At 57.3% G+C, this 23902-nt stretch carries 23 protein-coding genes and 3 pseudogenes; 13 read left to right on the top strand and 13 right to left on the bottom strand.

Annotation, left to right across the window (positions count from 1 at the left end; genetic code table 11):
- Nucleotides 1-168: 168 nt before the first annotated feature.
- Together AC1DIS_RS17890 and AC1DIS_RS17885 are read right to left on the bottom strand one after the other, a co-directional pair.
- A pseudogene (locus tag AC1DIS_RS17890) lies at nucleotides 169-396 on the bottom strand (transposase); the annotation flags it as partial.
- Complete coding sequence (locus AC1DIS_RS17885) at nucleotides 397-759, bottom strand: winged helix-turn-helix transcriptional regulator (protein WP_477744636.1); 363 nt, start codon at nucleotides 757-759, stop codon at nucleotides 397-399. It abuts the pseudogene before it with no gap.
- Nucleotides 760-871: 112 nt separating this feature from the next.
- On the opposite strand from AC1DIS_RS17885, the gene AC1DIS_RS17880 reads away from it, so the two are divergent.
- Nucleotides 872-1606, top strand: a complete 735-nt coding sequence (locus AC1DIS_RS17880; protein ID WP_018930253.1) for an SDR family NAD(P)-dependent oxidoreductase — start codon at nucleotides 872-874, stop codon at nucleotides 1604-1606.
- A 59-nt stretch (nucleotides 1607-1665) separates the two neighbouring features.
- Nucleotides 1666-2265, top strand: a complete 600-nt coding sequence (locus AC1DIS_RS17875; RefSeq protein ID WP_064618415.1) for an NADPH-dependent F420 reductase — start codon at nucleotides 1666-1668, stop codon at nucleotides 2263-2265.
- Between the two features lie 252 nt (nucleotides 2266-2517).
- On the opposite strand, the gene AC1DIS_RS17870 is transcribed toward AC1DIS_RS17875, so the two are convergent.
- Nucleotides 2518-2970 (bottom strand): winged helix-turn-helix transcriptional regulator, encoded by a 453-nt coding sequence (locus tag AC1DIS_RS17870; protein WP_018930255.1) that lies wholly within the window; start codon nucleotides 2968-2970, stop codon nucleotides 2518-2520.
- Between the two features lie 161 nt (nucleotides 2971-3131).
- Between AC1DIS_RS17870 and AC1DIS_RS17865 the strand changes: the two genes are divergently transcribed.
- The 4 genes from AC1DIS_RS17865 (at nucleotide 3132) to AC1DIS_RS17850 (ending at nucleotide 6022) form a co-directional block, all read left to right on the top strand.
- Nucleotides 3132-3767 (top strand): NADPH-dependent F420 reductase, encoded by a 636-nt coding sequence (locus AC1DIS_RS17865; RefSeq protein ID WP_477744635.1) that lies wholly within the window; start codon nucleotides 3132-3134, stop codon nucleotides 3765-3767.
- A gap of 47 nt (nucleotides 3768-3814) precedes the next feature.
- Nucleotides 3815-4780 (top strand): SDR family oxidoreductase, encoded by a 966-nt coding sequence (locus AC1DIS_RS17860; RefSeq protein WP_018930257.1) that lies wholly within the window; start codon nucleotides 3815-3817, stop codon nucleotides 4778-4780.
- Between the two features lie 114 nt (nucleotides 4781-4894).
- The gene (locus tag AC1DIS_RS17855) at nucleotides 4895-5515 is read left to right on the top strand and encodes an NADPH-dependent F420 reductase (RefSeq protein WP_477744634.1); all 621 of its coding nucleotides are present in this window, start codon (nucleotides 4895-4897) and stop codon (nucleotides 5513-5515) included.
- Between the two features lie 90 nt (nucleotides 5516-5605).
- Nucleotides 5606-6022 carry a nuclear transport factor 2 family protein gene (locus AC1DIS_RS17850; protein ID WP_477744633.1) on the top strand — a complete coding sequence of 139 codons (417 nt, stop codon included), beginning with the start codon at nucleotides 5606-5608 and terminating at the stop codon, nucleotides 6020-6022.
- A 91-nt stretch (nucleotides 6023-6113) separates the two neighbouring features.
- Here AC1DIS_RS17850 and AC1DIS_RS17845 read toward each other — a convergent pair whose 3' ends face one another.
- Nucleotides 6114-6728: a LysE family translocator gene (locus tag AC1DIS_RS17845; RefSeq protein ID WP_018930260.1), complete on the bottom strand. Its 615-nt coding sequence runs from the start codon at nucleotides 6726-6728 to the stop codon at nucleotides 6114-6116.
- Between the two features lie 230 nt (nucleotides 6729-6958).
- On the opposite strand from AC1DIS_RS17845, the gene AC1DIS_RS17840 reads away from it, so the two are divergent.
- The gene (locus AC1DIS_RS17840; protein WP_018930261.1) at nucleotides 6959-7537 is read left to right on the top strand and encodes a DUF4337 domain-containing protein; all 579 of its coding nucleotides are present in this window, start codon (nucleotides 6959-6961) and stop codon (nucleotides 7535-7537) included.
- Nucleotides 7538-7806: 269 nt separating this feature from the next.
- On the opposite strand, the gene AC1DIS_RS17835 is transcribed toward AC1DIS_RS17840, so the two are convergent.
- The 3 genes from AC1DIS_RS17835 to AC1DIS_RS17825 form a co-directional block, all read right to left on the bottom strand.
- A complete protein-coding gene (locus AC1DIS_RS17835) occupies nucleotides 7807-8403 on the bottom strand; it encodes a LysE family translocator (RefSeq protein ID WP_064618394.1) in 597 nt (198 codons plus the stop codon).
- 108 nt (nucleotides 8404-8511) lie between these two features.
- Nucleotides 8512-9348 (bottom strand): AraC family transcriptional regulator, encoded by an 837-nt coding sequence (locus tag AC1DIS_RS17830; RefSeq protein WP_064618396.1) that lies wholly within the window; start codon nucleotides 9346-9348, stop codon nucleotides 8512-8514.
- 397 nt (nucleotides 9349-9745) lie between these two features.
- Complete coding sequence (locus tag AC1DIS_RS17825) at nucleotides 9746-10960, bottom strand: MFS transporter (protein ID WP_477744683.1); 1215 nt, start codon at nucleotides 10958-10960, stop codon at nucleotides 9746-9748.
- Nucleotides 10961-11058: 98 nt separating this feature from the next.
- Here AC1DIS_RS17825 and AC1DIS_RS17820 point away from each other — a divergent pair, with 98 nt between their 5' ends.
- Nucleotides 11059-12000 (top strand): LysR family transcriptional regulator, encoded by a 942-nt coding sequence (locus AC1DIS_RS17820; protein WP_064618400.1) that lies wholly within the window; start codon nucleotides 11059-11061, stop codon nucleotides 11998-12000.
- A gap of 594 nt (nucleotides 12001-12594) precedes the next feature.
- Here AC1DIS_RS17820 and AC1DIS_RS17815 read toward each other — a convergent pair.
- The 3 genes and pseudogenes from AC1DIS_RS17815 to AC1DIS_RS17805 all read right to left on the bottom strand — a co-directional run bounded on the left by AC1DIS_RS17815 (nucleotide 12595) and on the right by AC1DIS_RS17805 (nucleotide 17004).
- A complete protein-coding gene (locus tag AC1DIS_RS17815; protein ID WP_477780998.1) occupies nucleotides 12595-15306 on the bottom strand; it encodes an AAA domain-containing protein in 2712 nt (903 codons plus the stop codon).
- A 68-nt stretch (nucleotides 15307-15374) separates the two neighbouring features.
- Nucleotides 15375-16060, bottom strand: a pseudogene (locus AC1DIS_RS17810) (transposase); the annotation flags it as partial.
- 47 nt (nucleotides 16061-16107) lie between these two features.
- Entirely contained in the window at nucleotides 16108-17004 is an 897-nt protein-coding gene (locus AC1DIS_RS17805; protein WP_018930328.1) for a LysR family transcriptional regulator, read from the bottom strand.
- A gap of 129 nt (nucleotides 17005-17133) precedes the next feature.
- Here AC1DIS_RS17805 and AC1DIS_RS17800 point away from each other — a divergent pair, with 129 nt between their 5' ends.
- The gene (locus AC1DIS_RS17800; protein ID WP_230139439.1) at nucleotides 17134-17592 is read left to right on the top strand and encodes a DUF6196 family protein; all 459 of its coding nucleotides are present in this window, start codon (nucleotides 17134-17136) and stop codon (nucleotides 17590-17592) included.
- Nucleotides 17593-17758: 166 nt separating this feature from the next.
- Here the strand turns inward: AC1DIS_RS17800 and AC1DIS_RS17795 are convergent, their stop codons facing one another.
- Entirely contained in the window at nucleotides 17759-18142 is a 384-nt protein-coding gene (locus AC1DIS_RS17795; RefSeq protein ID WP_477780997.1) for a tautomerase family protein, read from the bottom strand.
- Between the two features lie 198 nt (nucleotides 18143-18340).
- Nucleotides 18341-18787 (bottom strand): GNAT family N-acetyltransferase, encoded by a 447-nt coding sequence (locus AC1DIS_RS17790; protein ID WP_086946194.1) that lies wholly within the window; start codon nucleotides 18785-18787, stop codon nucleotides 18341-18343.
- A gap of 164 nt (nucleotides 18788-18951) precedes the next feature.
- Here AC1DIS_RS17790 and AC1DIS_RS17785 point away from each other — a divergent pair, with 164 nt between their 5' ends.
- The 4 genes and pseudogenes from AC1DIS_RS17785 to AC1DIS_RS17770 all read left to right on the top strand — a co-directional run bounded on the left by AC1DIS_RS17785 (nucleotide 18952) and on the right by AC1DIS_RS17770 (nucleotide 23184).
- Nucleotides 18952-19257: an NIPSNAP family protein gene (locus AC1DIS_RS17785; protein ID WP_477744682.1), complete on the top strand. Its 306-nt coding sequence runs from the start codon at nucleotides 18952-18954 to the stop codon at nucleotides 19255-19257.
- 163 nt (nucleotides 19258-19420) lie between these two features.
- A pseudogene (locus AC1DIS_RS17780) lies at nucleotides 19421-19600 on the top strand (integrase); the annotation flags it as partial.
- Nucleotides 19601-19806: 206 nt separating this feature from the next.
- The gene (gene fabV / locus AC1DIS_RS17775) at nucleotides 19807-21003 is read left to right on the top strand and encodes an enoyl-ACP reductase FabV (RefSeq protein WP_086946197.1); all 1197 of its coding nucleotides are present in this window, start codon (nucleotides 19807-19809) and stop codon (nucleotides 21001-21003) included.
- A gap of 321 nt (nucleotides 21004-21324) precedes the next feature.
- Nucleotides 21325-23184 carry an ABC transporter ATP-binding protein gene (locus tag AC1DIS_RS17770; protein ID WP_477780996.1) on the top strand — a complete coding sequence of 620 codons (1860 nt, stop codon included), beginning with the start codon at nucleotides 21325-21327 and terminating at the stop codon, nucleotides 23182-23184.
- Nucleotides 23185-23308: 124 nt separating this feature from the next.
- Here the strand turns inward: AC1DIS_RS17770 and AC1DIS_RS17765 are convergent, their stop codons facing one another.
- On the bottom strand, nucleotides 23309-23827 hold the full coding sequence (locus tag AC1DIS_RS17765; RefSeq protein ID WP_105345673.1) for a cysteine hydrolase family protein: 519 nt from the start codon (nucleotides 23825-23827) through the stop codon (nucleotides 23309-23311).
- Nucleotides 23828-23902 lie beyond the last annotated feature (75 nt).

The following is a 23902-nucleotide window of genomic DNA, read 5'->3' as shown; positions in this document are numbered from 1 at the left end:
CGAGGTCGCGCTTACCGAAGATGTGCCTGTCCACATAGACCGATAAAAAGAGAAAAGTTCTAGGGCACCGCGGCTTAAATAGCCGACGACCTCATTGTTCGGCTTCTTTGAGGTTTGTTATCTAGTGGATTGGGTCAATTTGAGATTTATTACTTGGTGCAGGCGCACCTATCCCGTGACCGGTGGCCCTTGCGGTAAAAGTTTGGCCAGCTGGCGCAGGTTCTGCACTGCGGCGGCCAGCGTGAACTCATCGRTCGCGCCACTCATGCCACGTAGTCGTAAACGATCCACTTTCAAGATGCGCTTGAGGTGGGCAAACAACATTTCAAGATTCTTGCGTTCGTGGCGAGAGCGCATGTACTCCGGTGTCGCTGCAATATGCCGAGCCACATCCCGCTAGGGCAGCGTGTCGCGCTTGGCGAAGATGCTTGCCACTTCCGCCATGTTCTCGGTTCCCCAGGTGCACAGCGGGATGATCGCGTCAGCCAGGCTGCGACCGAGCGGGGTCAGCGTGTAATCCACGCGCGGCGGCACTTCCTTGTAGTCGGTCCGCGCCAGCACGTGATCGGCCTCCAAATCCTTCAATTGCTGGATCAGCACCTTGTCACTGACGCCAGGGATCAAACGCTTGAGTTCGCCATAGCGCTTTGGGCCGTCGCGCAGGAAAAACAGGACCAGCGGTTTCCACTTGCCCGAGATGATGCGCAGCGTGGCGTTGAGCCCGGAGCCGGGGTCGCAGGTTTCAGAAGGTGTGGTCATATTGGGTACTTACCTAAAAGTGCATACTTGTCGTTAGGTTATTAGATCCGCATAGTCGTTCTCAAGCAAGCGGCTCCCTGCTTCCATACAACGCTTAGGAAGGATGTACGACATGACCAGACTGAATGGAAAGACCGCTGTGATCACCGGTGGCGCTACGGGCATCGGCCTCGCCGCTGCAAAACGCTTCATCGAGGAGGGCGCCTTCGTCTTCATCTTTGGCCGCCGGCAGGAAGCGCTTGACGCCGCTGTGGCCGAACTTGGGCCCAATGCCCGCGCGGTGAAGGGCTCGGTCTCCGATGAGGCCGACCTCGACCGACTCTACGCGGCGGTGAAGGCCGAGCGCGGAACCCTCGACATCGTTTTCGCCAATGCCGGGGCGGGAGGCCCGCTTCCGCTCGGCAAGCTCACTGCCGAGCACATTGACGAAACCTTCGAAACCAATGTGAAGGGGACGATCTTCACGGTCCAGAAGGCGCTGCCGCTGATGGGCCAGGGCGGTTCGATCATCCTGACCGGGTCGAGCGCCGGCACCACGGGCGCCCCGGCATTCAGCGTCTACAGCGCGAGCAAGGCGGCAGTGCGCAACCTCGCGCGGACCTGGGCGGAGGACTTGAAGGGCACTGGCATCCGGGTAAACGTGCTGTCGCCCGGGCCGACGGCGACCGAACTCGCGAAGGCCGCGCTAGGCGAGGAGGGCATGAAGGTCTTCGCCTCGATGAATCCGCTCCAGCGCATGGCCGATCCAGCGGAGATCGGAGCGGTGGCTGCCTTTCTCGCGTCGCAGGACAGCAGCTTCATGACCGCCAGCGAGGTCGCCGTCGACGGCGGCCTGGCGCAAATCTGACTCGCCACGCCCGGCCCGCTATTTGGCGCCGCCGGGGGTGGTAAACCTGAGGAGAATATATGAGCTACGCAATCATCGGTTTCGGCAATATCGGCCAGGCCCTGGCCAAGGCGTTTGCCCGCAACGGCATCGAAGTAGCCGTTGCAACCACGCGCGCCCCAGAAAGCTTTGCATCCGTCGCAGCAGCGATCGGACCTCAGATCATTCCCAAAAAACTGGCGGACGCGGTCAAGGCGGACATCGTCTTTCTGGCTGTCCGTTTCGAGTCGCACCCGGATGTCGCTAAGGCGTTGCCGACCTGGAAGGGGAAGACCATCATCGATGTGACCAATGCCTACGGCGTGTCCCCTGAAGAACTGGGAGGAGAGCCATCTTCCAGAGTCGTCGCGCAGGCCTTTACTGGTGGACGACTGGTCAAGGGCTTCAATCATTTGGGCGCTGCCGTCCTTGGCCAGGATCCGGCCGTACAGGGTGGCAGGAGAGTCGTGTTCCTGGCGAGCGACGATGACGGCGCCGCAACGGAAGTGGGTGCGCTTGCAGAAAATCTCGGTTTCTCGCCGATCAAACTGGGTGGGCTTTCGGAAGGTGGACTGCTTGTGCAGGCGCGCGGAAATAGCTGGGGTCAACTGATCTTCAAGGACTTGGTCAAGTTCGGCTGATGAATCGCGATCGTAAATGTTGATGCGGTCCTGGCCACAACTTGGAAAGTCAAAGCCACGAACAGGACGTTTGAGGACCATTTTGTCTTCGCCATCACTGTTCGCAATGGCAAGCTGACGAACATCCGGGAGTACGTCGACACGCAAGCATTGTCGCGGGCCTCGGAAATGGTCGCGAGCCCTCGGACCTGAGTCATCGGAACCGATACCAACTCATTTGCGCGCCGTGACAGGGCGCGTTCGCCGCTTTGTTCATCCCCCGCTCTCAGGAAAGAGGCACCCGCCATTGCGGACCAGCGCCTTCACTTCCTCGCTCACCTGCATGGGGTTTTGACTTAATCGAGCAACTAAGTCCTCGTGGCGCCGCACGTACGACTTCGAATCATGCTTCGCGCTCCAGAGCACAATGTTGATCACGATGGGAATGAGGTCCAGGCCCTTCTCGGTCAACGTGTAAAAGTCCTTGCGTCTGTCGTCGGGGCTGGGCGCCTTCGAGAGAACGCCTTGCTCCTCAAGAAAGGCAAGTCGGGAAGCAAGAACATTGGTCGCGATTCCCTCTTCCGATTTCAGAAACTGGCCATACGTCTTCTTTCCAACAAAAACGATGTCGCGAATGATCAAGAGCGACCACCGGTCGCCGAAAATCTCCACGCCGTAGTTCACCGCGCAATGGGATCGAAAGTCTTCTTTAAGAGTTGTCTTCATGGCTGGATCTTAGCATCGCTTGCATGTCGCAAGTAAAATTCCATAGATCACTTGCTATTTGCAAGTAAAACGACCAGCATGGATCGCACGTTGAATGAGTTCGCCGGATCGCACCAGCAGCCATGGAATGATCAACCCCCATACCTGCAAGGAAACTGCGCATGAGCACTATCAGCATCATCGGCTCAGGTGGCATGGCCGCAGCGATCGGCGGCCTTGCCGCCCAAGCCGGACACACCGTCGAGGTGATGAGTCGTGACGCCATCAAGGCGCGGGCGCTGGCCGAGCAGATCGGAGCCGGCGCGACGACAGGAACGTTCGGCGCCGCGCCGGCCGGGGATATTGTCATTCTGGCGGTTCCCTATTCAGTCGTTCTCGACGTGGTGAAGCAGTACGGCGAAGAGTTGGCAGGCAAGCTTCTTGTCGACATCACCAACCCCGTCGCCCCCGACTTCACAAGCTTTGTGACTCCTGAGAATAGTTTCGGCGCGCAGGAAATCGCCAAAGCAGCCCCAGCCGACGCCGAAGTCATCAAGGCGTTCAACACCCATTTCTCCCACGTCCTGGCTGCCGCTCCTGTCGAGGGCCACCCGTTGGACGTGTTCATCGCTGGAGACGACGCGCAGGCGAAGGCACGCGTCTCGGCATTCATCGAGAGCCTCGGATTACGCCCGATGGACACCGGGCCGTTACTCATGGCGCGAACGTTGGAGCACGCCTGCCTGCTTTCGCTGGGCCTCATTGCCCACTCCGTCAAGCACACGCACTTCTCAATCGGCGTCAGCCTTCTCGGCTGACCGCACCCGCAGCACCATTTTTTATCCCACTTACAAGGATCACCAACATGCGCGTTTTCGTAACTGGCGGGACCGGCCATTCCGGTCCATACATCATCTCCGACCTCATCGCTGCCGGTCACGAGGTCACCGCTTTGGCCCGGTCAGACAGCGCGGCGGAGGCGATCACTGCGCTCGGCGCAAAGGTGCGTCGCGGTGATCTCGATGATCTCGAGGGGCTCAAGGAGGCGGCTGCAGCCGCCGACGGCGTAATCCACGTCGCGCACCGACAAGACCTGCTTCCGGTCGGCGGGATCGACGCTGTTGCCGCAGCGGAGGTCCAGATCATGCTCGCATACGGTGATGCACTGGCTGGAACGGGAAAGCCGCTGGTCGTGTCGGGCAGCATCGGTTCGCCGACTAACGAGGGTTGGCCGGTTCCTGGGCCGCTCCAGAGCCGACCGGCGACCGAGGAAGATCCGGCTCTTTCTCCGGCTGGCGATCAATATAAGGGCTCCCTGCGGGTTCGTAACATCGTGGAGCTGACTGTAATCGGTCTCGCAGAGCGGGGCGTACGGTCTTCGGTCGTGCGCATTTCTGAAATCATGCACAGCTCAACCGACAAGGCCGGTTTCCTTCAGGTCCTCATCGGGCAAGCAAAGGAAAAGGGCGTCGTTGGCTTCCCCGGCGACGGCTCCAACCGGTGGGCGGCAGTGCATGCCCGCGACCTCGCTACCCTGTTCCGCCTGGCGCTGGAGAAGGGGCCCGCTGGCAGATCCTGGCATGCGGTTGCCGAAGGGGCTATCCCGTACCGCGAGATCGCGCAGGCCATTGGCAGCCGTCTGAACCTTCCCGTCGTGCCCATTCCTGCGGACGTAATGATGGGGCCGGGTTTCTTCGGCTTCCTCGCGAACTTGGTGACGCTGGATACCCCGGCGTCGAGCGATATCACGCGCCGGATGCTCGGCTGGACACCAATGCAGCCGGGCCTGTTTGCCGATATGGACAATGGCCATTACTTCCCTGCCGCCTGAGTGAGCTGAGGCTGTTCGCCGGGTCGCAACGAGCCCGGCACAACACGGGATACCAACCGGGGGAAGCCCGTTCAGAGATTGCGGGCAATACCCCAACTCATTTGGAGATTACACATGAGCACTATCAGCATCATCGGTTCAGGAGGCATGGCTGCGGCCATCGCCGGTCGTGCCGTCAAAGCTGGACACACCGTCGAGGTGGTCAGCCGCGACCCCGCCAAGGCGCAGGCGCTGGTCGACAAGCTCGCAGCGGGAGCGACCACAGGAACCTATGGGGCCGCGCCCGCCGGCGACATCGTCATCCTCGCCGTGCCTTACACCGGTGCGGCCTCGGTGGTGGCCGATTACGGGGACGCGCTCGACGGCAAGGTGATCATCGACATCACCAACACGGCCTCGCCGGACCTCACGGGTCTCGTCTCTCCCGCCGGCAGTTCTGGTGCGCAGGAGATCGCCAGGATCGCCCCCGCCAGCGCGCATGTCGTGAAGGCATTCAACACCCTTTTCGGCCACGTCCTTGCCAAGGGAGGCCCCCTCGATGCGTTCATCGCCGCCGACGATCCGCAGACCAAGGCACGCGTCTCGACGTTCATCGAAAGTCTCGGGCTGCGTCCGTTAGATGTTGGTGGCCTGCACATGGCCCAGACGCTCGAGGCGCTCGGCCTGATGATGATCGGCCTGGCGAAAAACGGCGCCGGCACTTGGGACATCGCCTTGAAAGTCGATATCGGCTGAGTCTCCGACACCACGCCCCTCACCGGCAGGTCCACAAGGTATCTGATTAGAACGGACGCGAGCAGATGCGAGAGAAGCGGAGAGATTTTGATGAACACACAAAAGAATGTTCAGGTTGTTAAGGACTTCTTTACTGCAATGGGCCGCAGCGATAGGCGAGGTCTAACGGCGCTGACTTCCGAAGATATTGAATGGATCATTCCGGGCGAGGACTGGCCGCTGGCTGGCACGCATCGCGGGCACGCGGGATTGGAAGATCTGCTTCAGAAGGCTTCCGAAAAGACGGAAACCTCTGTCATGGAGTTCCACGAATACGTGGCGCAGGGTGACCGGGTTCTGGTCGTCGGCTTCGCCAAGGGGAGAATCAAAGCCACGAATAAAACGTGGGAGGACGATTGGGTCTTCGCCATTACCGTGCGAAATGGAAAGCTGACGAACATCCGGGAGTATATCGATACGCAAGCACTGACGCGGGCCTGCGAAATGGACGCGGGCTCCAGGCCCTGACCCATCGAGAAGAACTGTACGCAGCCGGGGAGGGGAGCGGGGAAGACATCGCGAAGTGTGTCTCCTTCTTCTCGGATAAAGGAGAGGATTGCTAAACCAGTTGGCGAATCCCCAAAGACAAAATCAACCCACCGCACAGTCGATCAATTGCTTTTTTCCTCCCTTGGTACCCGGCAGCGATCTTGGATTGCGAAAGAGCGATTGCGACCATTCCATACCAGGTCATTGAAACCACCACGACAACTGCCAGCATCGACAAAAACGTGCCTGGCGAAACGTGGGCGGGGGCTGCGGCTGAAAAGACAGCGGCATAGAAAGCCATGGACTTGGGGTTGCCAATATTGGTAACCACACCCTGAATGAAGGACTGCCGGCAACTGCCGGCGATGGCATCATTTAGCGGGCCAAGCGCATTCTTCCCTGCGTTGATCAGCAGTCGGAATCCGAACCACATCAGGTAGGCGGCGCCCAGAACCTTTACAACAAGCGCAGCCCAAGGGAGCGCAGCAAATACAACCCCGAGACCTGCAATTGCACAGGTGGACCAGAACAAGTTGACCAGTACGATGCCCGCGACCAAAGCCAGAGCTTCTGACCGCGTAGCAGCCACCGCTTTATGGACCACCGCAACGAAATTTGGCCCGGGGATAACGACGCCGGCCAAGTAGACCAAAAAGACTGTCAAAACGGCGGAACCATCGATCATGTGCTTCCTCGCGAGTCCTGTGGACGGTGATCGTCACGGGTGAGATGTACTAAGAGCTAAGGTCGTTTGTGACCTCAACGTCCATCGAAATAAGAGTCTTGCACAGCGTTATCGAGATCAGTGGCTTTTTACACACTTTGGACCACTGGCTGCCAGTCAATTGTGTCCAAAGAATCAGGGACAATTCATAATGCTGTCCATCTCCACTAACACCTCCAAGATCGACACCCATGCCTGAAGAGTTCGAAGTCCCCAGCCCACACGAGCAACACATTGAGCACACCACCCATCATGCGCATGCACAAGGCGACAGCTTTGCCAGCAAGATTGCGGTGATGACAGCCATCATGGCGACCGTCGGCGCTCTGATGAGCTATCAGGCCGGCTCAACGGAGAATGAGGCGGCCATGGACAAAAACAACGCCGCTATCCAGAAAACCGAAGCCGCCAACGAGTGGAATTATTACCAGGCCAAGTCCAGCCGGCAGAACCTGTCGGATCTGGCAAGCCATCTCCCAGGGCTGGACTCCGCCCATTATGTTGCTGAGGCGCGGCGGTACGGGGAACAGAAGGAGGAGGCGCGCAAGAAGGCTGAAGCATTCGAACAACGGGCAAGGGAGTGGGACGAGAAGTCAGAGCAGGCGTTGCATCAGCATCACCGCTGGGCCCAGGCAATGACAGCGATTCAAATAGCAATTTCACTGGCGGCCATTACCTTGCTGACGCGTAAGGAATGGCTCAAGCGGCTCTCGTTTGGGGCCGCGGGTGTTGGCGTCATGCTGGGTTCGCTGGCTTGGCTGCATATCTGAGCGAGGCGCTCAGACGTTCACCTGTCGAATGCGATTGCTACTGGTCGATTTCTGCCCTTAACGAACGGCAGAAATCGGCCGAAGCTGTGTAAGAATGATTTAGAGCAAGTTAAACGGTCAGAACCAGAACGTTACTGGACAATCGAGACTATAGTCGGCCTGGTAATACGCATTCTGCCTGCCTATTTCTCCATACAGGCCTTCATCATCACCCTAAGCTTGGCGGGGTCTGGCTGCTGATTAAAGCGCCCTGCCCAGGCATGTTCGACCTACACCAGCACGGTCAACCAGGCCGACACCAGCAGCAAAAAAGCCAGTGCATGGTTCACGCGTTTGAACGCCTGTGGCGAACCAAAAAACCGAGCACTACCCACGCCGAGCAACGCCCACAGAGTCATGCACGGCAAAGAGACCAACAGGAACACCAGCGACAACAACACCAGCCGCATGGTCTTGTCGCCGCCACCGGCAAACACGCTCACCACCGCCACCGCCATCATCCAGACTTTGGGGTTGAGCAATTGCAGGGTGGCGGCACCGAACACACTCAGGCCCTCGTCGCGCGGGGTAGTCGGGTTCAGGGACGGCGGCGCGCTTTGAAAGATCTGCCAGGCCAGCCAACTCAACCAGAACACCCCGGCCCAGGCCATCGCCTGCTGCACTCGCGGAAACCGCAGCAGCGTCTCGCCCACGCCGAGCCCGACGGCAAACACAATCAGCGCCGCCGCCACGCATGCGCCAAAAATGAGGGGTAGCGTGGCACCTAGCCCCCACCGCGAACTGTGGCTCAGCACCAGAATATTGGTCGGCCCCGGGGTGATCGAGGCAACGAACGCAAACAGCAGGAAAGGCAACAACGATTCCATGGCTCAGACTCCCTGAGGACACATCGAAGGCGCAGAAAGGAACAGCGAAAAAGACATGGCATGGACTCCTTGATCAGATAGGAGGCCATGGTCGCGGGTCAGCGGGATTCAGTCTGGAAGGTTTGAGCAGCGCTTGCGGTAGTCCGCTGGCGTGAGCTGGTAGGCACGGCGGAACCAGCGCCCCATATGGCTTTGATCRGAGAACCCGAGAGCACTGGCCACCTGCGCCGGCGACTCGCCCCGCGCCAGTAGCTGCCGCGCCTTGGCCAGACGCAGCTGGATCAGATAAGCATGAGGCGCCAGCCCAAAGGCTGCCTTGAAGGCCCGCGTCAAGCGAAAGCGATCAACACCACAGGCTTGAGCCAGATCATCCAACCCGATGTCCTCGTAGACATGGGCATGCAGATAGTCACGCGCAACCTGGGCCACCAACGGCAGACGCGGATCAAAGGCCTGCCGCTTGCGCCAATCAAGGTGGCAAGTGAGCGCCCCCAACAAGGTATCGATGGCGCTCTGGCGCACGATGCGCAAGTCACCCTCATGGAGCACGTGGAAGGCTTGATAAATGGCAGTGGCCAGGCCCGGATCCTGGCTCAGGGTGTCGGCAAAGCCCGGCTGACTATCGGCTGGCGCGTGCTCGAACAACGCATGCAACTCCCGTTCAAGCCAGTGCGGATCGAGGTAGAGCATGGAATAGGTAAACCCTTCCTCGGTCGGCGCATGCCCATCGTGGATTTCCCCCGGCTCCAGCATGAATACCTTGCCCGGCGTACTAAGATGGCGAACGCGTCGGCAATTGAACTGCTGCACCCCCTGTTCGGTGACCCCCACCAGAAAACTGTCATGCCAGTGCGGATCGTAGGCATGCCCCTGAAAATGGGCACGAATCGATTCAATCCCGGTATCGGCATCCTGGGACAGCTCAATCCAGTTGCGTTTATCCACGGAAGGCTCCAGAGGTATGGTTCAGCTTTGAACTGTGCGGGCGACTAAATTACCGCGCTTTTGAAAAGAACGTTTAGAAGATTTGTGCGGTTTGATGCTGAGCCATAGCTGCCTATGCTGAAAGGCAGAAAACGGGTCGATCTCCGTCAGTCGTGATAGGCAGAAAGCCACCAGAAACAGCCTTTCGCGGATAGAAATCGACCAGCAGCTGACCGCGTTTATAGGTAGAGATCGGTCACTTGCTCATCACGAGGGYGATCGCGAGCACAACTACGGAGGCTCATTGAAGGGATCGCCCTTAAACCAAGGGTGTATCAAGGCCAAATCAAATGAAGCCTCAATGATCACCTCTGCCCACCCTCTTAGGGTTGATAAATCCTCAACTCCTCGGCAGTAGTTAACGCCTGAAAGCATGCCCCTTGGCTATCGAAACAATCAACAGCGCTGGTAGCAACAATGCCAGCGCTACCCAGGGAATAGCACCTGCCCCCCATGTTTCCAGGAAAATGCCGCCGATCACACCACTTCCTGCAAACGCCAGATTGAAGACGGTCACCAACATTGATTGCGCAATATCAGCGCCGTCACTGGCAACATCAGCCAAGGAGGTTTGCAATAAGGTTGGCGCACCACCGAAGCTCATCCCCCACAGGACGATGCCGATATAGATCGCACTGACGGGCAGGTCACCCAGGCCCAGGGCAAACGAAACCAGGATGAATGCTGTCAGGCTGAGCAGTACCAGACTCCGAAGCCTGTCATCAATCAGCGTGCCGATCATCCATAGACCGAACAAGGCCGCAATACCGAATGAAAGGAGGCCCCGATCTATCTGATCGGCCAATCCAACAGAAGCCAGGAACGCAGCAATATAGGTATAGAGGGTGTAGTGAGCCAGGATCCAGAGCATGACCACCGCCAGCACGGGCCGCACGCCCGGGGTTTGCAGGACCCTGCGTAGCGGCAAGCGTCGATCGGAGCGTTGTCCGGGATAATCAGGCACTTTCAGATATATCCAGGCCATCAGCAAAAGGCTGAGTCCTGAGAGAGTCCCGAACACACAACGCCATCCCAGCAGCTTGCCGAGCCAGGCACCTAGCGGTACGCCTAGGGCAAGTGCCAAAGGGATGCCGAGCATGGCCAGCGCCATTGCGCGACCGTGCTGCTGTGGGGCGACCAATCGTCTGGCATAGCCGGCCAGCAGGCTCCAGGCCAGACCGGTTGCGATACCCACCACGAAGCGGGCAGCCAGCGTCAATGAAAACCAGGGCGACAGGGCGGTCACCGCATTACAGGCGCAAAACACCCCGACAGCCAGTAATAGCACCAAGCGCCGACGCCAGCCCTGCAACGCGAGAGTCAATGGAATAGCCGCTAACCCTGAGCCCAGCGCACATAGGGTCACCATCTGACCAGCCCACGCTTGCGACACACCAAATGCCTCGGCGATTTGCGGCAAAAGTCCTGCTGGCACCGTTTCGTTGGCGGTGGCGATAAAGCTCCCCATTGTCAGCGCCAACAGGGCCGCCAATGGGAGACGCCCAGTAGTGAGGTATTCGGTATTGCCCGATGTCGTGAAAGAGCCATTTTCAAATTGCGATTTGCTGGTCATGACCTGTGCTCAGAGGAATGGGAGACGTGAGTGTGATGAATTGCTACGGATTTGATAATTGGTCTACCATTTGATGAACCATCAAATTTGAATTGAATATGGCTACTGACCGATTGGGCGACATGCGTTTGTTTGTCGAAGCGGCAGCACTCGGCAGCTTGTCTGCCGCAGGGCGCAAACTGGCGCTGTCGCCGGCCGCGGCCAGCGCGCGACTTATCAAGCTTGAGGCGGCGCTGCGCACCAAGTTGTTTGATCGCACAACGCGCCAGTTGCGCCTCACGGAAGAAGGTCGGTTTTATTTGCAGCAATGCTGGGTCGCATTGCGGGCTATCGATGAGGCGGAAGCTGGGCTTCAAGCCAGTCAAACAGAGGTGCGTGGCAAGGTCCGGATATCCGCATCCGCCGATTTTGGCCGCAATCTTTTAAATGACTGGCTTGAGACATTCAGTACATTGCACCCGGAACTGTACGTCGCACTGACGTTGTCGGACTCGGTGTCAAATCTGGTGCAGGACGATGTCGATCTGGCAATCCGGTTTGGACAGCCCCATGACAGCTCGATGATCGCCAGGCAGTTGGCTCCCAACTGGCGAGTACTGTGCGCTTCGCCTGATTATCTGGCGCGATACGGTGAACCCCAAACCCCTACTGACTTGCCTAGCCACAAGTTCATCGTGCTGGTGACGTCTGCAGGTCCATTGAACACCTTTCACTTTGTGGTGGATGGTCAGGAATGGAACCACACCGTTCCCATGAGCCAGGCATGGGAAACCAACGACGGCGCCCTCGCGCGCGCATGGGCGTTGGCTGGACATGGCATCGCACGCAAGACCATTTGGGATGCGGCAGCCGATATCCGTGCTGGACGACTGAAGGTCCTGTTACCTGACTTTTGTGTCCGAGAGGCCGGCGTCTACGCGGTATTACACGGCAATCGTTACCGGATTCCCCGCGTGCGTGTATTGCTGGATTTCCTTACCGACCATTTTGATCGCGCAACCGATGAGCTGTTGTTCGACCTTAAAGTACCTAATGCCTGATGTTAGGAGGTTGTAAGCCACGCCATACCGGATAAGAGTTGCCGTCAAGTGCGCAATGAGGTTGCCTAGGTCGGGGGCAGACAATTTCCAGTAAGTTGAATGGCCCTCTGGTCTCGTAGACACATCTGACTGGCTGCTGGAGTGTCCGCTATGGGTCCAGGCTGTGTAAAAACGCAGGCCTCGTTTTGAAGTCTGTGTCGCTACGTAAAATCTGACCGTGATTGGCAGATCAGTGGTCCTGAAATTTGCGTAGGAACGCGGTTTTCGTTCCGATTCGAACCTTCAAACCTGCTCTAAAACGTTTTTACACAGCCCGGGTCGAAAGCGGTCCCTCGCCAGCGGCTGCTTTCGACCCGATCCCTGAAGCGATTACTGACCAAGCCTGATCCTTACATGCAAAATGCTGTCTCTGGCATCGTGTTGGATGGCAAGGGCTTCGCCCGTGTTCGCGGTGGTGCGGCACTCCGGTAAGCCCGCTCCCACAGGAGTCGCGAATACTTTCGGTAACCCTTCGATCGGCTAGCTTGCGGCTTGGCTACAGGCAGCTTCGGGTCGATTGCTACCATCAACGACTGACGACCTCTGACCCAGTGCTTATGCGCCATGCGTAGGACTAGCCCACTGCCCGATAAAGTCGCCAACTCTCCGCTCAATGTCACTCTCAACTGTCCGCAGCCGCAGAAYAGGAATGCCACTTCTAGCCAAAATCTCATTTTTCATGGCGTCCCGAGCTGCCTGCACGGGTCGGTCATGGTACCCGCCATCAACCTCGATCACCCCTATCGGTTTTTTACCCACTTTGAAATAGATCACGAAATCGCAACTGGCGCGCCTCATGAACGCCCGCTGGGGCTCCGTCCAGTCGAGGCTACCCGGCGATGCAAGCTTATCCAGCTGGATCTGTGTGTGGTACTTCAATGCCTGGCACGCCGGGGCTGACAGCGCTTCACGCAGCAACTGTGCCACGATCTGCTCGGACTTGTAGCGTGAATCCTCGGGCCGCAGGCGGGCGTCCAAGCGTGCCAGAGACTGGTCGTACTCGCGGTACAGCAAGTCGAATGCCGACACCACCGGCGCGCGTACGATCTGATCGTCCTGCGCGTAATAGCTGATGTAGCGAATCAGCGCGGCGATGTGGCCATTGTTGTCAGTGAACACCTCGTCGCCAGTCACCAGGGTGAAGCGATGTTTGGCCCGCGAAACTGCCACGTTGATCATGCGTGGGTCGTCGACGAAATCCAGGCGTGTTCGCGCCTGGTTGTAGCGCTTCTTGTCCAGCACGGTGGAGAAGACGATCTCGTCGCATTCGCGCCCCTGAAACTTGTGCACGGTGTCCTTGACGAAATCCGTCGGCAAGTGCGTGTCGGAAAGGTTGACTTGCGCCCGGAACGGGGCGATGTAACCGCGGCCTTCGCCGTCCATACCGACGGGCGGCCCCTCGTCCCCAAGCACCTTCAGCAGGGAGTCCAATTCCCGAAGGTTGGTGTTCTTCCTGGCGTGGTTGCCCTTGGCTGTCACCACCAGGCGCAGGGGGGCTTCGCCCTTGTCCTCGGTCATCGGCACCAGTGCGTTGTCGTAGAACTGCTGGTTGCAGAACTGGATGATCCTGGGGTGGCAGCGGTAATGTTCTTTCAGCAGGGTTCTGGGCAGCGTGTCCTGAAACACGGCAATGCACGAATCCAGCAGGCTGTAGTGCTCGCAATCGTAGACTTCGGCGGGCGCTTGAAGCCCCAGTGCCACAGGGATATGCGGCAACTGGCGGTTGTCTCCGACGACGATCAGGTTCTTTGCGCAGCCCAGTGGCAGGATGCCCGGCACGATGTCCTGCAAAGAGGCTTCGTCGATGATCACGTAGTCGAGGACCGCTCCCGGCGCGATCGAATTGACGATGGAGTGCGTGCCGCTGCCCAGGATAGGGAAGCGCTGCAAGAAGACATCGAAATGCCTGCGGTAAGTTTTGACATCAAAGCTGTCCGACGGCGGTACCTGAAGTTGCAGATGCTGCTTGAGATGGTGCATCGATGCTGTTGTCAGTTCTTTCAGCAGGGCCGTGAAATTCGCGCGTGCCAACGATTCACGGCACGCCCGCAGCTCCGCTTCCTTGTCCCGTAGCGACTTGTCGTAGTAATGCATCTGCAGTGCATGGAAAACGGCCATGCGCGCCTCGCCCTCGGTGAATGGCTTGGTGCGAAAGATTCTGAATTTGAACAGAAGCTCGATACGGTCTTTGAGATGAATGCGCTGCTCGCCGAGGTACGCCAGGTAGGCCATGAGGTCCGCAGTCTTGCGCGGTGTCAGGCCGTACTTGTCGAGCGAGACTGTGGCCTGTACATCGCTTTCTGCCTGCCACTGCTGCAGGTAGCGCCGCTCGATGACCAGCTCGTCCAGCTCGATTTGCAGTTGTGCCGCCCTGTTGTGGTCTTGCAGGTGCTGCTTCAAGCGGGTCAGCAAGGCCTGGATTTCATCTAGGGATGGTGCCGGCTCGGGCGCGTTTGATGGCCAAGCAGGCAGATCGGCAAAGAAGGCCTCACGTTTGTCCTGGTTGCCAAGCTTGGYGACCAAGTAGCCCAGGCCGTATTTCTCCAGCTTTTCGTAGACGTTTTCCACGGCAGCATTGTTGTTGGACAGCACCGCTACCGTCTGCCCACGTAACAGAATATTGGCGAGGATGTTGAGGATCGTCTGGGTCTTGCCGGTCCCTGGCGGGCCTTCGATCACGCTGATTTGCGCGCTGAACGCCCGCTCGACCGCCTGAAGCTGACTCTCGTTAAGCCCGAACGGATAGATGAGCCCCTGACCCGGCGCCAGCGTGCCGTTTCGCCCCGTACAATAGGCTTGCAGGGCAGTGCCAGCGATGGCGGGCAGTTTTCCGAGCTGGCGCACCACATTGTCGGCAATTTCACGATCAGTTTTCGACTCAGCGTGATCCTGTCGGGCATTCGCCACGAGAGTGAAATAGCGGAAGACCGGCGTTTCCTTCATCGATGTCGGGGCGGTAAAGCCGATACCGTCCATCTTGTAGACATAGGGCTTTTCGGCGCCCGGGTAGTGCACGACGGCATATCGCTCGCCGTAAATCGTAGCTTTGGCAATGGGCGTGACGATCGTGCTGCCGGGCTTGTGCAGCAATACATTGGTCAACTCGCGGGTGGGCGAAACTTGGCAGTTACTGAGCGCACGGGTGTATTTTTTCTTGGAGGGGAAGTGACAGGTCAGTTCCAGGGCTTCGTACTTGTCGCTCCAGCGAATCGCCCAGTCGCTGATCTTTGCGGTCTTGTCCTCACCATCCACCTGAATCGAAACCATATTCCTTATCCCTATGCGCATGACATCCGGCTTCGCCTCGCGCCGAATGTTACTTTCTCCAAGATGAGTCATATTGCCATCATTGCGTGCAGGATCGATAGCCGGTTCTGCACTGCGACGGCCAGCGTGAATTCGTCGGCCGCACCACTCATGCCCCGTAGTCGCAGGCGATCCAGTTTCAGGATGCGCTTGAAGCGGGCAAACAGCATTTCGACCTTCTTGCGCTCATGGTGAGAGCGCACGTACTCCGGCGTTGCTGCAATGCGCCTAGCCACATCACGAGCGGCTTCATGGACGCTGCGAGCAATCTTGCGAATCGAGGTGTTCGGACAGCACTTGGCTTTCAGCAGGCATGTCGCGCAGTCGGTCTGCCTGGATCGGAAGATGATGGTGTTGGCTTTGGTGACGTGCGAACGCTCGTCTTGAAGACTCGCCATTCGCTGCGTAATACGTTGCCGGCCGGGCAGCGGTATTCCTCGGCCTCTTCATTCCAGTGGAAATCGTTACTCGAAAAGCTGTCGTTCTTGCGCTCAGTTTTGTCCCACACCGGCATATGCGGCTCGATGTCTTTTTTCTCCACCATCCAGGCCAGCATCGGCGCAGTACCGTAAGCGGTGTYGCCAATGAGGCGCTCTGGCTTGATGTCGAACTGCACTTCGACCCGATCGATCATCGTCTTGGTGCTCTCGACTTCTGGGGTTCGATGAGCCGGTGTGGGTTCCACATCCATGATCACGCAGTGCTCGCCATCCATCGACTGGCACGCTTGCTCAAGCTGTGTGCAATCAGCTCTTGCTGCGGTCAACCCAAGCTTTGGATGACCTCATCCACGAAGTGTCGGAGCTTTGCTGAAGGGCGACGGTCGGCGGGGTAGATCAGGTTGACAGGGTAGATGGGGCCTTCGAAGTTCTCAAAAAGTACGACCAACTCACCTCGTCGCACGTAGGGCGTCAGCACGTCCTCGACGCAGAGCGTAATACCGAAACCCGACAATGCGGCGTTCACCTTGGCCATGGTGTTGTTTACTTTCAGTCGACTCGCAATGGGGATCGTGAACGTCTGCATATCTTTAGTGAATCGCCAGAGCTTGTCTGTCATTCGATCGGAAAACAGGTAGCCCAGACAGTCATGGTCCACGAGCTGCTCAGGATGGAGCGGGACCCCTTTGCGCGAGAGATAAGCGGGGGATGCGCAGGCTAACATCCTGAAAGGTTTCAAACCGCGTTGAACCAGAGCTGCACTGTCGGCCAGCTGAGGTTTTCCCAGCCGGAAGACGACTTCGTAGCCTTCTTCCACGACATTCACGAACCTGTCCGTCAACTCCAACTCGATTTCCGTTTCGGGGTAACGCGTCAGGTATTGGGTGAGGAACGGGATCAGTCGATGAGAGCCATAATTATACGGCGCACTGATCCTTATTTTTCCTCGCGGTGTTGAGTTCGCTGCCAAGGCCAGAGCATCGGCGTCATCAACGTCGCTCAGAATGGCTTTGCAGCGTGAGTAATATTCCCTGCCCACGGCAGTCAAGCTTTGACGGCGAGTGGTTCGCGTGATCAATTTGAGGCCTAGCTCAGATTCCAGATTGCCGACCTGTTTGGCAATCAATTGCGGGGTCACGCCTAACAAGGCAGCGGCTGCCGAGAACGAGTCTGATTCGGCTGCCGCCACGAACGCTGCCATGCTTTTCAGCTTGTCCATATCTACAACCTTTAGTTGTCAATGTTATTAAATCTTGAGCATTTATCTTCAAGATCTTGCTGTTCATCATGCCTCTGGTCAATCAAAGTAATAGCGCCTTGCGCTTCGTAGAGCGGAGATTATGAATTGGTGAACATATCGCATGAAACGGCAGCGGATACCGAGCGCCGACTGCTGCACGTGACCTCTCAGGCGCGCGTCCGGTTCTTTCCTGGCACATATACGTTTTTGGAGTTTCCCTTGTCATCGTTTCCTGGTGCGGCATATCCCGACGCACTGGCGCTCGTTCGAGACGACAAGGTATGGAGTCAACTGGTCCCTTGCGACGACATCGAGCGAGAACTGTTCGGCGTCTTCCGTTTCCATTTCCCTGAAAACGTAGACAACAGCGGATTCGTGGGCTGGTTGGCGATGCGTCTGAAGCGGCATTTTGGAACTGGCGTTTTCGTCACTTGCGGCCAAAACAGAGATGAGGGCGGGATATTTGATTATTGGGGCGTCCCGGCCAGCCTTGCTTCGGGTGTCTTCGCAGAGATCCAGGCTTTGGTTGATGGCCGAGCGGCCGGGGAAATGGGAGTTTCCCGGTAGCGGATATGGTCGCGCGTGCCCAAGTGTTCGCTTTTGGCCGATTGAATAGCAGCCGTTCCCGGAAGACCTAAACCGGCCAAAAAGTGGATGATTTGAGTCGAGAAAATAAATCAAGGAACCGCGGTACGCGGTCCCAGAGAGCGAAGCGAACGGCTTGAACCGCTTGTTATACGTTAACCCTGTAACTCAAGGTTGCCTCATCGCCTGTGATCCCTCGGAATCCCCAGCAATGACTTGGTTGCTCAAATATTGTGATTTCAACGTCAACCGGATTTATAGCCAAGTTTCGCTCAAAGTCTGTAAATATTTGCTTYATGAGCTTCTTTTTTGTTTCTTCCGTTCGCCCAGAAATCATGCTTATTTCGATTACTGTGTATTTTTCAGATCTGCCGCCGGGGTAATAGAAATTAGTTTTATCTAGCGGGACGAAACGGTGAGCACGCTTGTCTTCGGGTAACCCAAGAACGGTAGTCATGCAATTATGTAGCACATCGGACATCTGTGCTTTTTTGGCATTTAAATTGTAGTCAATTCCATAGACGGTGATCATTGCGATTCCTTGCAAGCGTATAACTACTATAGGTGCCTGATCATTGACTGGTGAAAACACCTTTTTTGCACGCTGCTACGTGAAATCTGAGTCCGGAAGCCACTGCAAAAAGTAAAGATTTCAATCTCGGACGCGTACTTTTCTGATACGCAAACCATGGCCGACTTTTTCAACAGAATCGGCCGATAGCTGCCTGAATCAGGCGTCGCCTAGCAGCATGATATGAGTAGCATGGACATCCTCTGTTCGCATGAAACCGCAGTGCAGGTAAAACGCGTCTCCTTCAGACGTATCGGTGGAAAGACGTACGTTCTGAAAGCGAAGAGTGGCATGTGCGACCAGCGCTTTTACTAGCGTTTGACCCACGTGTTGCCCCCTTGAAGAAGCTGCTACGTAAACCCGTCGCAGCCTTGCCGTATTAGTCTCGCCATATGGATCAACTGAAAGGCCTCCGATACCTATCAGTTGCTGGGTGAAATACGCCGCCATAAGACATTCTCCGGGTGCATCGAAGCGATTCGCTCCGGAGTGCCATTCGGCAATCAGCCGAGTGAGAAACCTGAAACCCTCTCCAACTGCCTCTTTTTCCAAGGCTAGAATCTGTGGCGGCAGGTGCGTGATCTGATGAATTTCGACTTGTTTCATGCATCGTCCTTGATTCGGTGTGAAACCGTTTTGGTTGGTCGAGAATCTTCGTGTGCACACTATGAGAGATGCAAGTGGCAGTTATCGACCCAATGCTGCCATCGACGACTCAGCTTATGGCATGTGTAGAATAGTGTTTTCCCCATTTTCAAAGGAATGATCCAGTGATCACTTGCCACGTCAGGTATGTAATCGATCCCTACCAGATCCCGGCTTTCGAAAGCTATTCTCGCCATTGGATTCGTGTGGTGAACCGTATGGGAGGGAACCACCACGGCTACTTTCTACCAGCCGAAGGCGCCAACAATATCGCTTACTGTATATTCAGCTTTTCCAGCCTGGCAGATTATGAGCAGTACCGTAGGGAGGCCGGAGTAGATCCTGAGTGCGTTCAATTGGTGACGCAGGCTACCGAGCAAAAATTCATCCTGAGCTACGAGCGCAGTTTCCTTCGTCCCATTCTTGATTGAACTGACTGTTTTCGACCCAAAGCTGCCGGTGGCGATAGATAGTCAAAAACGGCCAAGTGCGGACTGACACACGGATTCCGTCCATTTGCGCGAGCCAATGGGCACTCCGTAACAACCGCTGAACCTAACGACTTTCGTAGAGAGGCTGCCGATGCAGGACATTCCAACCATGTACGGTAACCACACGCTACGGAGAACTAAGGTATCGCTAATCTATCGCAGGACGAAGAACCTGAGAGCAGTGCAACTCCTGCTTGGCCGTACGAAGCTTGAATGTACCGTTAGATACTTGGGGATCGAGGTCGATGACGCCCTGGAAATGGCGGAACAGACGGACGTCTGACCACCCAACGGTCGAGACTAGACCGTTGCAGTCTCTTGCCAGGCTCTAGGTCGCCAATGCTATATGACCAGTAGGAAGGATTTGTTCAAGCATTGCTTGGCGAGGTACCAATCGCTGCAGATCCTTCATCGTGACGTTCCAGCTATCCAGGCGTCTATAACTTCGTAGCCAAGGTTGGCTCTCATCCTGGAAGAGGGAGATCTTTTATGATCATTAAACCGCGCGTTCGCGGCTTTGTCTGTGTGACTACCCACCCCACTGGCTGCGAAGCCAACGTCAAGAATCAGATCGATTACGTTACTACGAAAGGATTGATCACCGGGGGGCCAAAGAACGTACTGGTGATTGGTGCATCGACCGGATACGGACTTGCTGCGCGTATAACGGCAGCTTTTGGTTGTGGCGCCAGCACTCTCGGTGTGTTTTTCGAACGTGAAGGCGATGAGGGCAAGCTCGGCACCGCCGGCTGGTACAACACAGCGGCCTTTCACACGTTTGCCGAGTCCGACGGCCTCTACGCCAAGAGCATCAACGGCGATGCTTTTTCCGATGAGATCAAACAGAAGACTATCGACGTTATCAAGCGCGACTTCGGGAAGGTCGACCTGGTTGTTTACAGTCTTGCCGCACCGCGCCGGACACACCCCAAGACGGGTGAAGTACTCAGTTCTACCCTCAAGCCGCTCGACAAGGCCGTGACCTTGCGGGGCCTGGATACTGATAAGGAAGTGGTCAAGGACACCACGCTACAACCCGCGATCCAAAGCGAAATCGATGGCACGGTGGCCGTGATGGGCGGCGAAGATTGGCAGATGTGGATCGATGCCTTGCACGAAGCGGGTGTTCTGGCTGATGGGGCGAAAACGACCGCGTTCACTTATCTGGGCGAAAAGCTGACTCATGACATCTACTGGAACGGCTCCATTGGTGCGGCCAAGAAGGACCTGGATCAGAAAGTCCTTGGTATCCGTGAACGGTTGGCTGTTCTGGGAGGCGACGCGCGGGTCTCGGTATTGAAAGCGGTGGTTACCCAGGCAAGTTCAGCTATCCCGATCATGCCGCTGTATCTGTCATTGTTGTTCAAAGTCATGAAGGAGCAGGGCACACACGAGGGATGCGTCGAGCAGGTCTACGCGCTCTACAAAGACAGCTTGTACGGCCATTCTCCAGTTATGGATCAAGAGGGTCGCCTGCGCGCGGACTACAAGGAGCTGGCTCCCGAAGTCCAGGATCGGGTCAAGCAACTATGGGATCAGGTCAGCAATGACAACCTTTATGAACTTACTGATTTTGTCGGTTACAAGGCGGAGTTCCTGCGTCTCTTCGGTTTCGGGATCGAAGGGGTGGACTACGAGGCTGACGTCGATCCGGACGTCAAGATCTACAACCTGCTCCAAGCTTAGGTCGTAAGTATGGATAGCTGCCTCGATGCCCATGCAGAGGCAGCTGCTGCCCAAGAGGGGTTGTAACGGGATGTCTGTTTTGGCCGGTTGAATCCACAGCTGAAAGCGGTGCTTCGATGAACGTCCGGTCTTGGCCAGCCCCCTTCGATACCGACAAATTTATCCCTGCCGAGCGGATCTCTGGCAGCGTATAAGAGGCCGCCCCCGGCAGCCCAATCCTCAGAGCGACCTGCCTAAGCGCCATACCTCTAACTTCGCAACCCCCTCAAAGCAACCGTTCAATGGCAGAATCTCCTCAACTTGATCGTTTTGGAGAACACCATGCTTCGTGCGTTTGAACGAAGGCTCGACCCTTTTCCTCCTGACGAGGTACCACCGCCACCCGACGGCCTGGCTCGCTTCCTGTGGGCCTGTACGCGGGGTGCCCGCGGTTACATTCTGGTGTTTGCGCTGCTCAGTGCCGGTGTGTCGATTTACGAAGCCTGGCTGTTTTCCTTCCTCGGGCAGGTCGTGGACCTGCTCTCGACCTGGCAGGCAGGCGGTGAAGCGGCTGCGCAGGAAAGTCGCGTGTTGTGGGGCATGGGCATCATCATGGTGGCCAGTGTCGGGCTGGTGGCGTTGCGCACCATGGTGCAGCACCAGATATTGGCGATTAACTTGCCGTTGCGGCTGCGCTGGGACTTCCATCGCTTGATGCTGCGGCAAAGCCTTTCGTTTTTTTCCGATGAGTTTTCCGGCCGGGTCACGACCAAGGTGATGCAGACTGCGCTGGCGGTGCGCGACATGCTATTCACCCTTATCGAGATCGCACCCGGGATCGGGGTATATTTCATCGCGATCATCGCACTGGCCGGCGGCTTCGCCCTGAAACTGATGCTGCCTTTCATTGCCTGGGTCGTGTTGTTCGGGCTGGCCATGTGGTACTTCGTGCCCCGCCTGGGGAAAGTCGGGCAGGAGCAGGCCAATGCGCGGTCGATGATGACCGGGCGTATCTCAGACGCCTACACGAACATCACGACGGTGAAGCTGTTCTCCCACTCCAATCGTGAAGCGCATTTCGCGCGTGCAGCGATGGAGGATTTCAAACAAACCGGCTTTCGTCAGATGCGTCTGGTGAGCCAGTTCGAGATCGTCAACCAGGCATTGGTGGTGGCGTTGATCATGGCGGCGGGGGGGTATGCCCTGTGGCTATGGCACCAGGGTGAGGTCGGCGCAGGAGCCGTGGCGGCAATCACCGCCATGGCGTTGCGTATCAACGGCATGTCGCACTGGATCATGTGGCAAATGACCTCGCTGTTCGAGAGCATCGGCACCGTGCAGGATGGCATGGCAACCTTTACCCGGGGCCCAAAGGTGCAGGATGCACCGGACGCGGGCGTGCTCGTGACCTCCGGCGGCGCGGTCACCTTCGATAAGGTGAGCTTCAACTACAATGGCGAACGTCAGGTGCTCGATGGCCTGAGCCTGCACATCCGTCCGGGCGAAAAGATCGGTCTGGTTGGCCGCTCTGGCGCCGGCAAATCCACACTTATCAACTTGCTGCTGCGCTTTTATGACGTCGACAGCGGGGAGATCCGCATCGACGGCCAGAACATCGCAAAAGTGACGCAAGACAGCCTGCGCGGCGCCATCGGTATGGTCACGCAGGATACCTCCCTGCTGCACCGTTCCATTCGTGACAACATCGCCTACGGCCGCCCCGATGCGACCGACGCGCAAATCCRCAGCGCCGCGGCCAATGCCCAGGCCGACGAGTTCATCAGCCAACTGAGCGACCGGCAAGGCCATACCGGTTACGACACCCTTGTGGGTGAGCGCGGCATCAAGCTGTCGGGCGGCCAGCGCCAACGCGTCGCGATTGCCCGGGTGATGCTCAAGAATGCCCCGATCCTGCTTCTTGACGAGGCCACCAGCGCGCTGGACTCGGAAGTCGAAGTGGCCATACAGGAAAGCCTCGATGAAATGATGCAGGGCAAGACGGTGATCGCCATCGCCCATCGACTGTCCACCATTGCGGCCATGGACCGGCTCATCGTCATGGACAACGGACGCATCATCGAGCAGGGCACCCACACCGAATTGCTCGGGAAGAACGGGATTTATGCGCGGCTGTGGCAGCATCAAAGCGGCGGGTTTCTGGGTGAGGATCAGGGAGTGGTCGAGGCTATGGATCAGGTGTGAGCGTGAAGAGGGCGCAGCAGGGGGGGCGATAGGGGCGGGCCACGACCGTTGCCACTCGGCGACGGCTGCTGTTGACCCAAAGTGGGCAGATCGGTCCTGACTCGGACCGGTCTGTCGATGGCGGTTAGAAACACCAGTCCTCAGCATATACGACGCGACAGAATGGTCCTGCCAGAGTCGCATTGTGATGAGCAACAATCTCTTCAGCCTTCAGCGCAGGGGTGCTGTTGCAGGTGTGGCCATCGGCGATCAGCACTGCATCGAATCCAAAATCCCGTGCAGCGCGGCAGGTGCTGTCGACACAGTATTGGGTCTTCATTCCGGTAATGACCACGCCCTGAGCGCCACAAGCTCGTAGCTGATCGGCCAGAGCAGTCTTGGTGAAGGCGTTGGGTCGGCTTTTCTCGAAGATCACTTCGTCACCCTGTAGCTCCAGTTCCTGCACCAGTTGCGTCAACGGACTTCCGGACTCGATAGGCGAACCAGGTGGACCAATATGGCGTGCGAGAAAAATCGGCGCACCTGCACGCCGGGCTTTACTCAACAGGTTATTCAACGTGTCTAGCAGCGCTTCGCCAGCCCATGGTTTTTCCGGACCATGAAACAACCCAACCTGCATATCGAGAATCAACAGTGCATACATAGTGCTTTTCCTTGCGTTTGGACCAGCGACACAAGGGCAAAAGAAAAGGCCCTATCCATCACTGGCGGGCCTTTG

The sequence above is a fragment of the Pseudomonas sp. 05N433 genome, assembly GCF_056396925.1.
Note: the sequence above shows the minus strand (reverse complement) of the source record. Positions and strands in the feature narration are given on the sequence as shown.

What these genes read in the sequence shown, in the direction of transcription:
- AC1DIS_RS17885 (WP_477744636.1), bottom strand. Translation starts at nt 759, where the DNA reads ATGACCACACCTTCTGAAACCTGCGACCCCGGCTCCGGGCTCAACGCC.
- AC1DIS_RS17880 (WP_018930253.1), top strand. Translation starts at nt 872, where the DNA reads ATGACCAGACTGAATGGAAAGACCGCTGTGATCACCGGTGGCGCTACG.
- AC1DIS_RS17875 (WP_064618415.1), top strand. Translation starts at nt 1,666, where the DNA reads ATGAGCTACGCAATCATCGGTTTCGGCAATATCGGCCAGGCCCTGGCC.
- AC1DIS_RS17870 (WP_018930255.1), bottom strand. Translation starts at nt 2,970, where the DNA reads ATGAAGACAACTCTTAAAGAAGACTTTCGATCCCATTGCGCGGTGAAC.
- AC1DIS_RS17865 (WP_477744635.1), top strand. Translation starts at nt 3,132, where the DNA reads ATGAGCACTATCAGCATCATCGGCTCAGGTGGCATGGCCGCAGCGATC.
- AC1DIS_RS17860 (WP_018930257.1), top strand. Translation starts at nt 3,815, where the DNA reads ATGCGCGTTTTCGTAACTGGCGGGACCGGCCATTCCGGTCCATACATC.
- AC1DIS_RS17855 (WP_477744634.1), top strand. Translation starts at nt 4,895, where the DNA reads ATGAGCACTATCAGCATCATCGGTTCAGGAGGCATGGCTGCGGCCATC.
- AC1DIS_RS17850 (WP_477744633.1), top strand. Translation starts at nt 5,606, where the DNA reads ATGAACACACAAAAGAATGTTCAGGTTGTTAAGGACTTCTTTACTGCA.
- AC1DIS_RS17845 (WP_018930260.1), bottom strand. Translation starts at nt 6,728, where the DNA reads ATGATCGATGGTTCCGCCGTTTTGACAGTCTTTTTGGTCTACTTGGCC.
- AC1DIS_RS17840 (WP_018930261.1), top strand. Translation starts at nt 6,959, where the DNA reads ATGCCTGAAGAGTTCGAAGTCCCCAGCCCACACGAGCAACACATTGAG.
- AC1DIS_RS17835 (WP_064618394.1), bottom strand. Translation starts at nt 8,403, where the DNA reads ATGGAATCGTTGTTGCCTTTCCTGCTGTTTGCGTTCGTTGCCTCGATC.
- AC1DIS_RS17825 (WP_477744683.1), bottom strand. Translation starts at nt 10,960, where the DNA reads ATGACCAGCAAATCGCAATTTGAAAATGGCTCTTTCACGACATCGGGC.
- AC1DIS_RS17820 (WP_064618400.1), top strand. Translation starts at nt 11,059, where the DNA reads ATGGCTACTGACCGATTGGGCGACATGCGTTTGTTTGTCGAAGCGGCA.
- AC1DIS_RS17805 (WP_018930328.1), bottom strand. Translation starts at nt 17,004, where the DNA reads ATGGACAAGCTGAAAAGCATGGCAGCGTTCGTGGCGGCAGCCGAATCA.
- AC1DIS_RS17790 (WP_086946194.1), bottom strand. Translation starts at nt 18,787, where the DNA reads ATGAAACAAGTCGAAATTCATCAGATCACGCACCTGCCGCCACAGATT.
- fabV (WP_086946197.1), top strand. Translation starts at nt 19,807, where the DNA reads ATGATCATTAAACCGCGCGTTCGCGGCTTTGTCTGTGTGACTACCCAC.
- AC1DIS_RS17765 (WP_105345673.1), bottom strand. Translation starts at nt 23,827, where the DNA reads ATGTATGCACTGTTGATTCTCGATATGCAGGTTGGGTTGTTTCATGGT.